Source organism: Microbacterium sp. T3-8 (genome assembly GCF_055398145.1).
Window position 1 is genome coordinate 2,392,768 of record NZ_AP027918.1, and the last position, 14,490, is coordinate 2,407,257.

12 protein-coding genes are annotated in these 14,490 nt (G+C 67.4%); 2 read left to right on the plus strand and 10 right to left on the minus strand.

Going from position 1 to position 14,490, the window contains the following annotated elements; translation table 11 throughout:
- Positions 1 to 12 precede the first annotated feature (12 nt).
- The 4 genes from rapZ to ACZ5Y9_RS11490 are packed head-to-tail and all read right to left on the minus strand — an operon-like array spanning position 13 to position 6,203.
- On the minus strand, positions 13 to 885 hold the full coding sequence (gene rapZ / locus ACZ5Y9_RS11475; RefSeq protein ID WP_247622126.1) for an RNase adapter RapZ: 873 nt from the start codon (positions 883 to 885) through the stop codon (positions 13 to 15).
- A gap of 33 nt (positions 886 to 918) precedes the next feature.
- Complete coding sequence (gene uvrC, locus ACZ5Y9_RS11480; RefSeq protein ID WP_247622125.1) at positions 919 to 2,820, minus strand: excinuclease ABC subunit UvrC; 1,902 nt, start codon at positions 2,818 to 2,820, stop codon at positions 919 to 921.
- Complete coding sequence (gene uvrA / locus ACZ5Y9_RS11485) at positions 2,820 to 5,708, minus strand: excinuclease ABC subunit UvrA (protein ID WP_336640128.1); 2,889 nt, start codon at positions 5,706 to 5,708, stop codon at positions 2,820 to 2,822. Before uvrA ends, uvrC begins: the two co-directional genes overlap by 1 nt.
- Before the next feature lie 51 nt (positions 5,709 to 5,759).
- Complete coding sequence (locus ACZ5Y9_RS11490; RefSeq protein ID WP_247622123.1) at positions 5,760 to 6,203, minus strand: MarR family winged helix-turn-helix transcriptional regulator; 444 nt, start codon at positions 6,201 to 6,203, stop codon at positions 5,760 to 5,762.
- A gap of 45 nt (positions 6,204 to 6,248) precedes the next feature.
- Between ACZ5Y9_RS11490 and ACZ5Y9_RS11495 the strand changes: the two genes are divergently transcribed.
- On the plus strand, positions 6,249 to 6,491 hold the full coding sequence (locus ACZ5Y9_RS11495; RefSeq protein WP_247622122.1) for a hypothetical protein: 243 nt from the start codon (positions 6,249 to 6,251) through the stop codon (positions 6,489 to 6,491).
- A 42-nt stretch (positions 6,492 to 6,533) separates the two neighbouring features.
- Here the strand turns inward: ACZ5Y9_RS11495 and ACZ5Y9_RS11500 are convergent, their stop codons facing one another.
- The 5 genes from ACZ5Y9_RS11500 to rpsA all read right to left on the minus strand — a co-directional run bounded on the left by ACZ5Y9_RS11500 (position 6,534) and on the right by rpsA (position 12,361).
- Complete coding sequence (locus ACZ5Y9_RS11500) at positions 6,534 to 6,857, minus strand: TfoX/Sxy family protein (RefSeq protein WP_247622121.1); 324 nt, start codon at positions 6,855 to 6,857, stop codon at positions 6,534 to 6,536.
- A 28-nt stretch (positions 6,858 to 6,885) separates the two neighbouring features.
- Positions 6,886 to 8,958 carry an excinuclease ABC subunit UvrB gene (gene uvrB / locus ACZ5Y9_RS11505; RefSeq protein WP_247622120.1) on the minus strand — a complete coding sequence of 691 codons (2,073 nt, stop codon included), beginning with the start codon at positions 8,956 to 8,958 and terminating at the stop codon, positions 6,886 to 6,888.
- A gap of 61 nt (positions 8,959 to 9,019) precedes the next feature.
- Positions 9,020 to 10,231 carry an MFS transporter gene (locus ACZ5Y9_RS11510; RefSeq protein ID WP_247622119.1) on the minus strand — a complete coding sequence of 404 codons (1,212 nt, stop codon included), beginning with the start codon at positions 10,229 to 10,231 and terminating at the stop codon, positions 9,020 to 9,022.
- Positions 10,228 to 10,827: a dephospho-CoA kinase gene (coaE, locus tag ACZ5Y9_RS11515; RefSeq protein WP_247622118.1), complete on the minus strand. Its 600-nt coding sequence runs from the start codon at positions 10,825 to 10,827 to the stop codon at positions 10,228 to 10,230. Before coaE ends, ACZ5Y9_RS11510 begins: the two co-directional genes overlap by 4 nt.
- Positions 10,828 to 10,906: 79 nt before the next feature.
- The gene (gene rpsA / locus ACZ5Y9_RS11520; protein WP_247622117.1) at positions 10,907 to 12,361 is read right to left on the minus strand and encodes a 30S ribosomal protein S1; all 1,455 of its coding nucleotides are present in this window, start codon (positions 12,359 to 12,361) and stop codon (positions 10,907 to 10,909) included.
- 198 nt (positions 12,362 to 12,559) lie between these two features.
- On the opposite strand from rpsA, the gene ACZ5Y9_RS11525 reads away from it, so the two are divergent.
- On the plus strand, positions 12,560 to 13,495 hold the full coding sequence (locus tag ACZ5Y9_RS11525; protein WP_464471383.1) for a 5'-3' exonuclease: 936 nt from the start codon (positions 12,560 to 12,562) through the stop codon (positions 13,493 to 13,495).
- A 3-nt stretch (positions 13,496 to 13,498) separates the two neighbouring features.
- On the opposite strand, the gene ACZ5Y9_RS11530 is transcribed toward ACZ5Y9_RS11525, so the two are convergent.
- Positions 13,499 to 14,485 carry a PHP domain-containing protein gene (locus tag ACZ5Y9_RS11530; protein WP_247622115.1) on the minus strand — a complete coding sequence of 329 codons (987 nt, stop codon included), beginning with the start codon at positions 14,483 to 14,485 and terminating at the stop codon, positions 13,499 to 13,501.
- Positions 14,486 to 14,490 lie beyond the last annotated feature (5 nt).

Below are 14,490 nucleotides of genomic sequence, written 5' to 3' on the forward strand. Positions count from 1 at the left end.
CTGGGCGCTCCCCTACTCGCGCCCGAGGTCGCGATGACGGACGTTGACGGCCACCCCGGGGATCGCCGCGAGACGCCGAGCGAGCTCCTCCGACATGGCGACGGAGCGGTGCTTGCCTCCGGTACAGCCGATCGCGATGGTGGAGTGGCTCTTGTTCTCGCGCTGATACCCCTCGAGCACCGGAGTGAGAGCCGCAGCGTAGGCCTCGAGGAACTCCCCCGCCCCCTCGCGAGACAGCACGTACTCGCGCACGGGCTCGTCCTGCCCGGTGAGACCGCGCAACTCCTCGTTCCAGAACGGGTTCGGCAGGAATCGCATATCGGCCACGAGATCGACGTCGGTCGGCAGGCCGTACTTGAACCCGAAACTGAGCAGCGTCACGCGATGACGAGCCTGCCCCTCTTCGGAGAACAGCTCCGAGACCTGTGTCGCCAACTGGTGGATGTTCAGTGTCGAGGTATCGATCACCATGTCGGCAGACTCGTGGATCGGCGCGAGTCGGGCGCGTTCGCGCCGGATGCCGTCGAGGAGCGTGCCGTCGTTCTGGAGCGGGTGCGGCCGGCGGACGGCTTCGAAGCGCCGGACGAGCACGTCATCGGACGCTTCGAGGAACAGCACCCGCACGGAGCCGCGCGAGCGGAGCAGGCGCGCGACCTCCGGGAAGTCGTCGAAGAGGCTACGTCCGCGAACGTCGACGACGGCTGCGACCTTGGGCAGGGCATCCCCGCCCATGTCGGTGAGGTCGATCAGCGGTCGGAGGATCTGCGGCGGGAGATTGTCGACGACATACCAGCCGAGGTCTTCGAGGGCGTTCGCCACCGTCGTCCGGCCTGCACCGGACATACCTGTGACGATGAGGAACTCGCCCTTCTCGGACTCGGTCATCTCTCGCTCATCCCTTTCGCCTGGGACACCAGCCTATCGAGTGGCGAGGTGCGTGTGGATGTTCTGCGCCAGCACCGGTCCGATGCCCTGCACCTCTTCGATCTGTCCCGGCTCGGCCGCCCGCAGGGCCGTCACGGATCCGAAGTGCTTGAGCAGCACCTTGATGCGAGCGGCGCCGAGCCCCGGGACCTCGGCGAGCACCGTGGTGATGTCGTTGCGGCGCTTCTTGCGCTGATGGACGATCGCGAACCGATGCGCCTCGTCGCGCAGGCGCTGGAGCAGGTAGAGCGCCTCGCTCGTGCGCGGGAGGATCACGGGGAAATCCTCGCCGGGAAGCCAGACCTCCTCGAGGCGCTTCGCGATGCCGCACACGCTGATCTCCGGGTGCCCCGCGTCGCGCAGGGCACGCGCGGCCGCTTCGACTTGGGGTTTGCCGCCGTCGACGAGGAGCAACTGCGGCCGATAGGCGAAGCGAGGCTTCTTGCGGCCAGGCTCGCCCTCGGCCTCTCCCTCCACCCCGTCGAGCAGCGGGTCGCTCACGACGACCGGGTCCGGGCGGTCGAGATACGCCAGCCGACGGCGCAGGACCTGGTACATCGAATCGGTGTCGTCCGTGGTCTCGGCGATGCCGAAGGAGCGGTACTGGTCCTTGCGCGGGAGGCCGTCTTCGAAGACCACCATCGAGGCTACGACGTTCGTCCCGCCCAGATGCGAGATGTCGAAGCACTCGATGCGCAGCGGAGCCTCGTCCATGCCGAGAGCTTCCTGCAGGTCGGTGAGCGCCTGTGTTCGGGCCACGTAGTCGCTGGTGCGCCGCGTCTTGTAGCGGATGAGGGCTTGCTGCGCGTTCAGCGTGGCGGTGCGCATGAGATCCGCGCGCTGGCCACGCTGGGCGACGGCGATCTCGACCTTCTTGCCGCGACGCTCGCGGAGCCATTCCTCCATCTCGGGTGCGTCATCCGGCAGCGAGGGCACCAGGATCCGCCGTGGCACGTCGGCGGCATCCCCGTAGGCGCGCTGGAGCACCTGATCGACCAACTCGGCACCCGAGATGTCGATCTCCTTCTCGATCGTCATCGCCCGGACGCCGCGCACACGACCCCCACGGATCACGAAGTGCTGAACCGCCGCGGCGAGCTCGTCCTCGGCGATGCCGAAGAGGTCGGCGTCCTCATCGGATGCCAGCACGAGGGCGCTCTTCCCGAGCACCGCCTCGATCGCGGAGAGCTTGTCGCGGTACTTGGCCGCCGCTTCGTAGTCCATGGCCGCGGAGGCGTCGAGCATCCGCTTGCGGAGGTCGCGAGTGAATCGCTCGTCGCCTCCAGCCATGAACGCCACGAAGTCGTTCACCATCGCGCGGTGCTCCTCGATGGTCACCGTCATCGAGCACGGCCCGCCGCACTTGCCGATCTGCCCGGGGAAACAGGGGCGTCCCGTCTGCATGGCGCGCTTGTAACTCGCGTCGCTGCAGGTTCGGATCGGAAACGCCTTGATCATCAGGTCGATCGTCTCGTGCACCGCCCAGACCTTCGGATACGGGCCGAAGTACCGCGCCCCCGGAATCCTGCGATTTCGGGTGACGAGCACGCGCGGCGCCTCGTCGCCGAGGGTCACCGCCATGAACGGGTAGGACTTGTCGTCCTTGTAGCGGACGTTGAACGGCGGATCGAACTCCTTGATCCACATGTACTCGAGCTGCAGCGAGTCGACATCGGTCGAGACGACCGTCCATTCGACCGAGGAGGCGGTCGTGACCATGCGCCGTGTGCGCTCATGGAGCGTGCGCAACGGCGCGAAGTAGTTCGAGAGCCGCTGGCGGAGGTTCTTCGCCTTCCCGACGTAGAGCACCCGCCCATCAGCGTCACGGAAACGGTACACACCGGGATCGGTCGGGATCTCTCCCGGCCGCGGCTTGTACGGAAGCACATCGGCCATCAGCTGGCCTTGCGCGCGGCGCGTCCATCCCCGAGGATCTCGGCGAGGAACTGCCCGGTGTGACTCTCCTCCACCCGGGCGATCTGCTCCGGGGTGCCCGTCGCCAGGATCTCGCCACCGCCGGAACCACCCTCGGGACCGAGGTCGATGACCCAGTCGGCGGACTTGATGACGTCGAGGTTGTGCTCGATGACGATCACGGTGTTGCCCTTGTCGACGAGTCCGTTCAGCACCTCGAGGAGCTTGCGCACGTCTTCGAAGTGCAGACCGGTGGTCGGCTCGTCGAGCACGTAGATGCTTCGACCGTTGCTGCGACGCTGGAGCTCGGTGGCGAGTTTCACGCGCTGCGCCTCTCCGCCCGAGAGCGTCGTGGCCGACTGGCCCAGGCGCACGTATCCGAGTCCCACGTCGACCAAGGTCTTCATGTAGCGGTGGATCGCCTGGATGGGCTCGAAGAACTCCGCGGCCTCTTCGATCGGCATCTCGAGGACCTCGGCGATGTTCTTCCCCTTGTAGTGCACGGCGAGCGTGTCGCGGTTGTACCGCTTGCCGTGGCACACCTCGCAGTCCACGTACACGTCGGGGAGGAAGTTCATCTCGATCTTGATCGTGCCGTCACCGGAGCACGCCTCGCAGCGGCCGCCCTTGACGTTGAAGCTGAAGCGACCCGGCTGGTAGCCGCGCACCTTGGCCTCGGGGGTCTCGCTGAAGAGCGAACGGATGCGGTCGAACACACCCGTGTAGGTCGCCGGGTTCGAGCGCGGCGTGCGTCCGATCGGTGCCTGATCGACATGCACCACCTTGTCGAGATTGTCGAGACCGGTCACGCGGGTGTGCTTGCCGGGCACGGTGCGGGCACCGTTCAGCCGGGACGCGAGCACCTGGTAGAGGATGTCGTTGACCAGCGACGACTTGCCCGAGCCGCTGACGCCGGTGACAGCCGTGAGGACACCCAGCGGGAAGCTCGCATCGACGTTCTTGAGGTTGTTCTCGCGAGCCCCGATCACGTTGAGCATGCGCTTGCGGTCGAGTTTGCGCCGCTTGGTCGGTGTCGGGATCTCACGACGACCGGAGAGGTACTCCCCCGTCATCGACGATCGGTCGTCGAGCAGAGCCTCATAGGGACCCGAGTGCACGACCTCGCCACCGTTGACACCGGCTCCCGGGCCGATGTCGACCACCCAGTCGGCCGCCTCGATCGTCTCCTCATCGTGCTCCACCACGATGAGCGTGTTGCCCAGGTCGCGCAGCTTGAGCAGGGTGTTGATCAGACGCCGGTTGTCGCGCTGGTGGAGACCGATGGACGGCTCGTCGAGCACGTAGAGCACACCGGTCAGACCCGATCCGATCTGCGTCGCCAACCGGATGCGCTGCGCCTCACCGCCGGAGAGAGAGCCGGCGGACCTGCTCAGGTTGAGGTACGAGAGCCCCACCTGAAGCAGGAAATCGAGTCGCAGACGGATCTCGCGCAGGACCTGAGCGGCGATCTTCGCCTCTCGCTCCGTGAGGGTCAGCGTCTGCATGAAGGACTGCGCATCGCTCAGGCTGAGGTGCGAGACCTCGGCGATGGAGTGGCCCTGCACCTGGACCGCGAGGACCTCCGGCTTCAAGCGATCGCCGTCGCAGACGGGGCACGGCACCTCGCGGAGGTACTCGCCCCACCGACCGCGCTGCGTGTCGGACTCGGCCTGCAGGTACTGCCGCTCGATGTAAGGGACGACGCCCTCGAACCCGGAGGCGTACCGCATCTCGCGCCCGTACCGGTTCTTCCACTTGACGGTGACCTTGTAGTTCTCGCCGCGCAGCACCGCGTCCTGTATGTCGGAGTGGAGCTCGCGCCAGGGGGTGTCGAGCGAGAAGTCGAGATCGCGGGACAGGCCTTCGAGCAGACGCTCGTAGTACTGGAAGAGACCCTTGCCCTGCGTCGTCCAGGGGATGATGACGCCTTCGCGGATCGAGAGATCCTCGTCGCCGAGCATCAGGTCGACATCGACCGACATGCGCGTACCTAGACCGGAGCACGCGGGGCACGCGCCGAACGGTGCGTTGAACGAGAAGGTGCGGGGCTCGATCTCGGTCAGGCTGAGCGGGTGCCCGTTCGGGCAGGCGAGTTTCTCGGAGAAGGACTGCCACGCGTCGTCGCCCTCTTCGTCGACGAAATTGACCTGGACGACGCCTCCGGCAAGGCCCAGAGCCGTCTCGACGGAATCCGTCACGCGCCCGAGGATGTCATCCGACGCGACGAGGCGGTCGACGACCACGGCGATGTCGTGCTTGTAGCTCTTCTTGAGGGTGGGCGGCTCGGCGAGCTGGATGAGATCGCCGTCGACGATCGCACGGGAGTATCCCTTGGCGCCGAGCTCGCGGAAGAGGTCGACGAACTCGCCCTTCTTCTGCGACACGATCGGAGCGACGATCTGGTAGCGGGTACGCTCGGGCAGCTCCATGAGCTGATCGGCGATCTGCTGCACGGTCTGCCGCTGGATCTTCTCGCCGCACTCGGGGCAGTGAGGAATGCCGATGCGCGCCCAGAGCAGTCGCATGTAGTCGTAGATCTCGGTGATCGTGCCGACCGTCGAGCGCGGGTTCCGGTTGGTCGACTTCTGGTCGATCGACACCGCCGGACTCAGCCCCTCGATGAAATCGACGTCGGGCCTGTCGACCTGACCGAGGAACTGGCGCGCGTAGGCGCTCAACGACTCGACGTAACGGCGCTGCCCCTCTGCGAAGATCGTGTCGAACGCGAGACTGGACTTGCCGGACCCGGACAGGCCGGTGAACACGACGAGCGAGTCACGGGGAATGTCGATGTCGACGTTCTTGAGATTGTGCACGCGGGAACCGCGAACACTGAGTTTTCCGGGGGTGGCGACGGGGACGATAGGCACCGGACAAGTCTACGAGGGGCCACCGACATTGGCTCCGCAGGGCCTGGATGCTCAGGCGCCTCCGAGGCGCCGCCCCGCGAACGGCCCCAGCCCGTCACGGAGCGCCGACACTTCGTGCACGTCCATCCCGACCGCGGACATCACCTGCGGCGGCACCTCCAGCGCCCGCTCGCGCAGAGCGCGCCCCGCATCGGTGAGGGTGATGTCGAGACGCCGCTCGTCCTCCGCGCTGCGCTCCCGCGCGACGAGCCCGTCGGACTCCAGTCGCTTGACCAGCGGCGACGCCGTGGCCGGCTCCATCGCGAGATCGGCGGCGAGATCGTTCAGGGTGCGAGGCGATCGTTCCCAGAGCGCCAGCATCACCAGGTACTGCGGGTGTGTCAGCCCCAGCGGCTCGAGGATCGGTCGGTAGATCGCCACGACGTTGCGCGCCGCGGTCACCAGCGCGAAGCACAGCTGGTTCTCGAGCCGGAGGAGTTCGTCGGATGCGTTCATCCGGCCAACTATACAACTGCCCTAATCGTTAGTACACTAATCAACATGGCACATGATCCGGAACGGGCTCCCCTGCGCACGCGCATTCGCGAGGCGGGAGGGCTGTACGCCTGGGTGAACACCAACCTCATCCGCTTCGCCGGACCGGCGTCCGTCGGCCCCTACGAGAAGACGCCCCCGCCGAGCGCCGCAGAGCGCGCCGAGCGCGCGTGCCCCCTGTGCGGAGCGCCGATGACGGCGCACGAAATCGACCGGTCCGGACCCAAGCCCCTCATCCACTGCCCCTGAGCCGAGGAAGCGCCTGCGGCCGGCGCGAACGGTCGACGCGCCTCAGTCGGCTCCGGCCCGCGCCGCATCGATCCAGAACAGCAGTCCGTCATCGTCGGCGATCGCGGATGGGGCGACGTCGATCCATCGCGCGCTCATGGTCCGCGGGCCCATCACGGCGCGCTCGGCTCCCTCGCGCAGGAGTAGCACTGCCTCGTCTTCGGCTGCGACCTTGATCAGCAGCACGCCTCCCGGCCGGGCCCCCGCGAGGATCCGGCCATCGAGCAGGAATGCTCGGGTCCCGAACATCCTCCGCTCCTCGATGCCGGATGCGGGCGCGACGATCGCGCGAATCCGATCGGCGAGTTCTTCGCCCGCAGCATCCATCCGCGCCGCCTTCACCTTCCGAACGCCCTCAGGCGTGACCGGCCCGCTCCATGGCGCGCAGTTCCTTCTTGAGGTCCTGCACCTCGTCGCGGAGTCGCCCTGCCAGCTCGAACTTGAGCTCGGCGGCAGCCGCCAGCATCTGATCCGAGAGGTCTTGGATCGTCGCCTCCAGCTGCTGTGCTCCCTCCGCGGCGATCCCCGTACGTCGGAGGTTCGGCGTGGGCGACTTGCCCTTGCCCGTCGCACGCCCCCTCCCCGACATCAGCTCGGCGGTGTCCGCCCCCTCGCGTGCCAGAACGGCGGTGATGTCGGCGATCTTCTTCCGCAGCGGCTGCGGGTCGATCCCGTGCTCCTTGTTGTACGCGACCTGCTTCTCGCGACGACGATCGGTCTCCTCGATCGCCTTCGCCATCGAGTCGGTCATCTTGTCGGCGTACATGTGGACCTCGCCCGACACGTTTCGCGCCGCACGCCCGATCGTCTGGATGAGCGACGTCCCGGAACGCAGGAAGCCCTCTTTGTCGGCATCGAGGATCGCCACGAGCGAGACCTCGGGGAGATCGAGGCCCTCACGCAGGAGGTTGATTCCGACCAGCACGTCGTACACCCCGGAACGCAGCTCGCTCAGCAGCTCGACACGACGCAGAGTATCGACATCGGAGTGCAGGTAGCGGACGCGAACCCCGTGCTCGCCGAGGAAGTCCGTCAGCTCCTCGGCCATCTTCTTCGTGAGGGTCGTGACGAGGATGCGCTCATCGCGCTCGACGCGCAGACGGATCTCCTCGAGCAGGTCGTCGATCTGCCCCTTCGAGGGCTTCACGATGATCTCGGGATCGACCAGGCCCGTCGGGCGGATGATCTGCTCGACGATCCCGTCGGCGATCCCCATCTCGTACTTCCCGGGCGTCGCGGAGAGGTAGACGGTCTGCCCGATGCGGTTCTTGAACTCGTCCCATCGGAGCGGACGGTTGTCCATCGCACTCGGCAGACGGAATCCGTGGTCGACGAGCGTGCGCTTGCGCGAGGCGTCACCCTCGTACATCGCACCGATCTGGGGCACGGTGACGTGCGACTCGTCGATGACGAGGAGGAAGTCGTCCGGGAAGAAGTCGAGCAGCGTGTGCGGCGGCTCCCCCGGAGCGCGACCGTCCATGTGGCGCGAGTAGTTCTCGATGCCCGAGCAGAATCCGAGCTGCTGCAGCATCTCGAGATCGAAGGTGGTGCGCATGCGCAACCGCTGCGCCTCGAGCAGCTTCCCCTGCTTCTCGAACTCGGCGAGGCGCTCTTCCAGCTCTGTCTCGATCGTGCCGATCGAGCGCTGGATCACATCGGTTCCCGCGACGTAGTGCGACGCGGGGAAGATCGGCACGGCGTCGAGCTTCTCGATCACCTCGCCGGTGAGCGGGTGGAGGGAGTACAACGCTTCGATCTCGTCACCGAAGAGTTCGATGCGGATCGCGTGCTCCTCGTAGACGGGGATGATCTCGATCGTGTCGCCCCGCACGCGGAAGTTGCCCCGCGAGAAGTCGACGTCGTTGCGGTTGTACTGCATCGCGATGAACTGGCGGATGAGCGCGTCCCGGTCGTACCGCTCCCCCACCTGCAGGGCGACCATCGCACGGAGGTACTCCTCGGGAGCACCGAGTCCGTAGATGCAGGAAACGGTCGACACCACCACGACGTCGCGGCGGCTGAGCAACGAGTTCGTCGTCGAGTGCCGCAGCCGTTCGACCTCGGCGTTGATGGACGAGTCCTTCTCGATGAAGGTGTCGGTCTGCGGGACGTACGCTTCGGGCTGGTAGTAGTCGTAGTAGGAGACGAAGTACTCGACCGCGTTGTTCGGCATGAGCTCGCGGAACTCGTTCGCGAGCTGAGCCGCGAGCGTCTTGTTGTGCGCGAGGACCAGAGTGGGGCGCTGCACCTGCTCGACGAGCCATGCGGTCGTCGCCGATTTTCCCGTACCCGTCGCCCCCAGCAGCACGACGTCCGTCTCCCCGGCGTTGATGCGCGCGGCGAGCTCGGCGATGGCCTGGGGCTGATCACCGGCGGGCGCGTATTCGCTGATGACCTCGAACGGGCGAACGCTACGGGTGGGTTCCATACGTCCAGCGTAGGCGGGGCCACCGACATCGGGGCCCGCTTCCCCTTCGGGCGAACGGCTCTCACACTCTTCCGGAAGGAGACGCGTGCAGAGCGAGCGCCGCGATCGCCGCGGATGCGGCGCACATCGCGAGGATGCCGGCGATGAACCACTCCCATCCCAGCCCTCCGAAGACGAGACCGAGGATCCATCCGAACAGGCTCGATCCGGCGTAGTAGCCGAAATAGTAGAGCGACGACGCCTGCGCGCGCACCGCCGGATCGGCATCCGTCGGCACCCACCCGGAGGCGATCGCATGGGCACCGAAGAACCCGGCGGTGAACAGCACGAGTCCGGTGAGCACCAGTCCCGTGGTCGGCATCGCCAGGAGTACCGCGCCCGACGCGGTGACGCCGATCGAGACCAGCAGCACGGGGTAGCGTCCGAACCTGCTGGCGAGCGATCCCGCCCAGGGCGAGGAGACCGTGCCGGCGAGGTAGGCAACGAACAGCAGGGTCACCAGCCAGGCCGGGAGCAGGAACGGTGGAGCCGCGAGATGGAAGCCGAGATAGTTGTAGACCGCGACGAAGGCACCCATCAGAAGGAAACCCTGCGCGTAGAGGGCGAGCTGTGGCGCGGAACGCAGCGGACGCAGAAGTCGCGCGAGGATCCCCGGGCCGCCGCCTCGCGCCGCAGGAAGGAAGCCGCGGGCGCGCGGCGTGAGCCAGAGGAACAGAACGGCGCAGACGATGCAGACCGCGGCGACGCCCCAGACCCCCGCACGCCACCCGCCCGCCTCTCCGATGCCGCCGGCCACGAGGCGCCCCGTCAGCCCGCCGAGCGTGGTGCCCGCGATGTAGCTGCCCGCGGCCGCCGCCGCGTGCGAGGAGCGGACCTCTTCGCTCAGGTAGGCGAGGGCGACGGCGGGCACGGCGCCCAGCGCGATGCCCTCCCCCAGCCGCAGGATCAGCAGCGGGAGGATGCCGTCGCTCAGCGGCGCGCAGATGCCGAGCACGGTGGCGATGATCACCCCCGTCGCCATCGCGGGGATCCGTCCGATCCGATCGGCGACCATCGACCAGGGGACGACGGCCGCCGCCAGCCCGAGCGTTGCGGCGGACACGCTCAGGGCCGCCGATGCCGGTCCGATCCGGAGGTCGGAGGCGATCTGCGGAAGGACGGCCTGGGTGGCGTAGAGCTGGGCGAATGTCGCGACGCCGGCGAAGAAGAGCCCGATGATCAGTCGGCGATACTCCCGTGATCCCGGAGCATGGCCGGTGAACGGTTCGCTCACCGCGCGCGGATCCGCTCCCATAGGGCGTCGGTGCGGGCTTCGGTCTCGTCGAGAGATCCGGACGTGTCGATCACCGCGTCGGCGATCGCGAGACGCTGATCGTCGGACACCTGGGCGTCGATGCGCTCCTTCGCCGACTTCGGGTCCATTCCGCGGATCTCGACGAGACGACGCAGCCTCTCCGTCTCGGGAGCGTGCGCCACGACGATGAGGTCCCAGGGGTCGTCGACGCGCGCCTCCACCAGGAGCGGGACGTCGTAGACGACGACCGCGTCCTCATCGGCTGCGAAAGCCTCTTCGAAGCGCCGCTGGGACTCGGCGCGAACGGCCGGGTGCACGATCGCGTTCAGGGCGCGAAGCCGCTCGGGGTCTCCGAAGACCTGCGCACCCAACGCCGGGCGGTCCAGCGACCCGTCGTCGGCGATGATGCCGTCACCGAACTCCGCGGCGATCCGACGGAGCACGGGACTCCCCGGCGCTTGGACGTCACGCACGATCTGATCCGCATCGACGAGGATCGCACCGTGCGAGGCGAGCCGTCGGGCGATGGTCGACTTCCCGGACGCGATGCCGCCGGTGAGCGCGATGAGGGGCATGGTCTCCATCCTGTCACGCGGGAGAACGCGGAACGGGCCGCCACCCGAAGGTGACGACCCGTTCCTGACGTGATGCTGCTTAGGCGTTGCCACCCGAGAGCTTCTCGCGGAGAGCCGCGAGAGCCTCGTCGTCGGCAAGCGTGCCCGCACCAGCGGTCTCGCTCGAGAACGACTGTCCGCCGAAGTCCTCGCCGGCCGCCGCCTCGGCCTCGGCCGCTTTGGTGACCTGAGCCTTGTGCGCCTCCCAGCGAGCCTGGGCAGCAGCGTACTCCTGCTCCCATGCCTCGCGCTGGGCGTCGAAGCCTTCCTTCCACGCACCGGTCTCGGCGTCGAAGCCCTCCGGGTACTTGTACTCGCCGTTCTCGTCGTACTCGGCGACCATTCCGTAGAGGGCCGGGTCGAACTCGGTGCCGTTGGGGTCGACCGACTCGTTGGCCTGCTTCAGCGACAGCGAAATGCGACGACGCTCGAGGTCGATGTCAATGACCTTGACGAACACCTCTTCGCCGACGGAGACGACCTGCTCGGCCAGCTCGACGTGCTTGCTGGAGAGCTCGGAGATGTGGACGAGGCCCTCGATGCCGTCTGCGACGCGCACGAACGCACCGAACGGAACGAGCTTCGTGACCTTACCCGGGGTGACCTGACCGATCGCGTGGGTACGGGCGAAGACCTGCCACGGGTCCTCCTGCGTCGCCTTCAGCGACAGGGAGACGCGCTCGCGGTCGAGGTCGACCTCGAGGATCTCGACGGTGACCTCCTGGCCGACCTCGACGACCTCGGAGGCGTGCTCGATGTGCTTCCAGGACAGCTCGGAGACGTGCACGAGGCCGTCCACGCCGCCCAGGTCGACGAACGCACCGAAGTTGACGATCGACGAGACGACACCCTTGCGGACCTGGCCCTTGTGGAGGTTGTTCAGGAACGTGGTGCGCGACTCCGACTGCGTCTGCTCAAGCAGCGCGCGGCGGCTGAGCACGACGTTGTTGCGGTTCTTGTCGAGCTCGAGGATCTTGGCCTCGATCTCCTGGCCGAGGTACGGCGTGAGGTCGCGGACGCGGCGGAGCTCGATGAGCGAAGCCGGGAGGAAGCCACGGAGGCCGATGTCGACGATGAGGCCACCCTTGACGACCTCGATGACGGTGCCGGTGACGACGCCGTCGTTCTCCTTGATCTTCTCGACGTCTCCCCAGGCGCGCTCGTACTGCGCACGCTTCTTGGAGAGGATCAGACGGCCTTCCTTGTCCTCCTTCTGGAGGACGAGGGCCTCGACCAGGTCGCCGACGGCGACGACCTCGTTGGGGTCGACGTCGTGCTTGATGGAGAGCTCGCGCGAGGGAATGACACCCTCGGTCTTGTAGCCCACATCGAGGAGGACCTCGTCGCGGTCGATCTTGACGATCGTGCCCTCGATGATGTCGCCATCGTTGAAGAACTTCAGGGTCTTCTCGACCGCGGCCAGGAAGTCCTCAGCAGATCCGATGTCGTTGATGGCGACCTGCTTGGTGGCCGGGGCGGTCGTTGCGGTAGTCATGTAGTGGGTTGTCCTTGTGAATGGAAACTCAGGCCGTGAACAGCGACCGCGCACGGCCGATATCCTGCTTCACAGCGATTGGATTGGATTGATCGTCACGAGAGCATGCGTATGCACGCCACGAGTGACGCTTCAGATTACCAGATCTCGGGATGCTGCGGGGGCTCGGGCGTCGGATGCCCGTGCGAGACTGTCCCCGTGACCGATCGCCTGATGCTGCTCGATACCGCCAGCCTCTACTTCCGTGCGTTCTACGGGGTGCCTGACAAGGTCACCGCACCGGACGGCTCCCCCATCAACGCGGCCCGTGGGTTGCTCGACATCGTCGCGAAGCTCGTCACGCTCTACGAGCCCACCCAGGTCATCGCCTGCTGGGACGACGACTGGCGTCCGCAGTGGCGCGTCGACCTCATTCCCAGCTACAAGGGTCACCGCGTCGTCGAGGTCGTCGCGGACGCCCCGGACGTCGAAGAGGTGCCCGATCCGCTCGAGGCGCAGATCCCTCTCATCCGTCAGACGCTCGCGGCTCTCGACATCCCCATCATCGGCGTCGCGGCGCACGAGGCCGATGACGTGATCGGCACGCTCGCCACGGCATCCGCCCTTCCGGTCGACATCGTCACCGGGGATCGCGACCTCTTCCAACTCGTCGACGACGCGAGCGACGTCCGCGTGATCTACACCGCCCGCGGCATGAGCAACCTCGAGATCGTGACCGACGCGACCGTCGTCGCCAAGTACGGAGTACTCCCCAGCCAGTACGCCGACTTCGCGACGATGCGCGGCGACGCCTCGGACGGCCTTCCCGGCGTCGCCGGCGTCGGCGAGAAGACCGCGGCGACGCTCCTCCAGACCCATGCCGATCTCGACGGCATCCGTGCGGCGGCCGCCGCGGGCGAGGGGATGAGCGCCGGCGTCCGCGCGAAGATCCTCGCGGCGAGCGACTACCTCGACGTCGCCCCCACGGTCGTCGCGGTGGCCACCGGACTCGACATCTCCGCGCCGGGCACGCCGCTGCATCCGTTCGACGACGTCGCCCGCGACGCGGCCGATTCTCTCGCCGCGAAGTGGAATCTGACCTCCTCGATGAACCGCGCGATCGCCGCGATCGAGAAGGTCACCGGTTCCGCCTGACCCTCATTCCGCCCACGCGAGCAGACGCTCGAGCCCCCAGGTCGTCACGATCCGGGATGCCGGCACCCCCGCGCGCTCCGCTCGCTCGGCGCCGTGGTCGAGAAGCGACAGCTGACCGGGGGCGTGCGCATCCGAGTCGATCGAGAAGAGGCATCCGGCTTCGAGAGCGAGCGCGATCAGCTCGTCCGGAGGATCCTGACGCTCCGGGCGGGAGTTGATCTCGACGGCGACGCCGTTCTCGGCGCACGCCGCGAACACGGCGGCCGCGTCGAACTCCGACGGCGGGCGGGTGCCGCGCTCACCCTGCACGAGGCGTCCCGTGCAGTGGCCGAGCACGTTCACCCGCGGGTGCGCCACCGCTGCGAGCATCCGACGGGTCATGGAGCGGGCATCCATCCGCAACTTCGAGTGCACGGACGCGACGACGATGTCCAGATCGCCGAGAAGCCCGTCCTCCTGGTCGAGCACGCCGTCGTCGAGGATGTCGACCTCGATGCCGGCCAGGAGCGTGAAGCCGTCGCCGGACTCGGCCCGGACGAGAGGGATCTGCTCGCGCAATCGCTCCGCCGAGAGCCCGCGTGCCACTCGCAGGCGCGGCGAATGATCGGTGATCGCCTGATACTCGTGGCCCTGTGCGCGCGCTGCGGCCGCCATCACCGCGATCGACGTCGTCCCGTCCGACCAGTCGGTGTGCGCGTGGAGATCGCCGCGCAGCTTCCGCCGCAGGTCGGAGATGCGCTCCGGCTCCACGTCGCCACGGAGCTCGACCAGATAGTCGGGGACCATGCCCTCCTGCGCCTGACGGATCACCGAGAAGGTAGACGCACCGATCCCCGGGGCCGCGCGGAGCCGGTTCGGATCTGTGCGCACGTCCGCGGGCAACGACTCGAAGACCGCGGCTGCCTGTCGGAAGGCCTTGGCCCGATATCTCGACGCCCGCTCGCGCTCGAGCAGCGAAGCGATCTCGAGCAGTGCGGCGACCGGTTCCATGATGC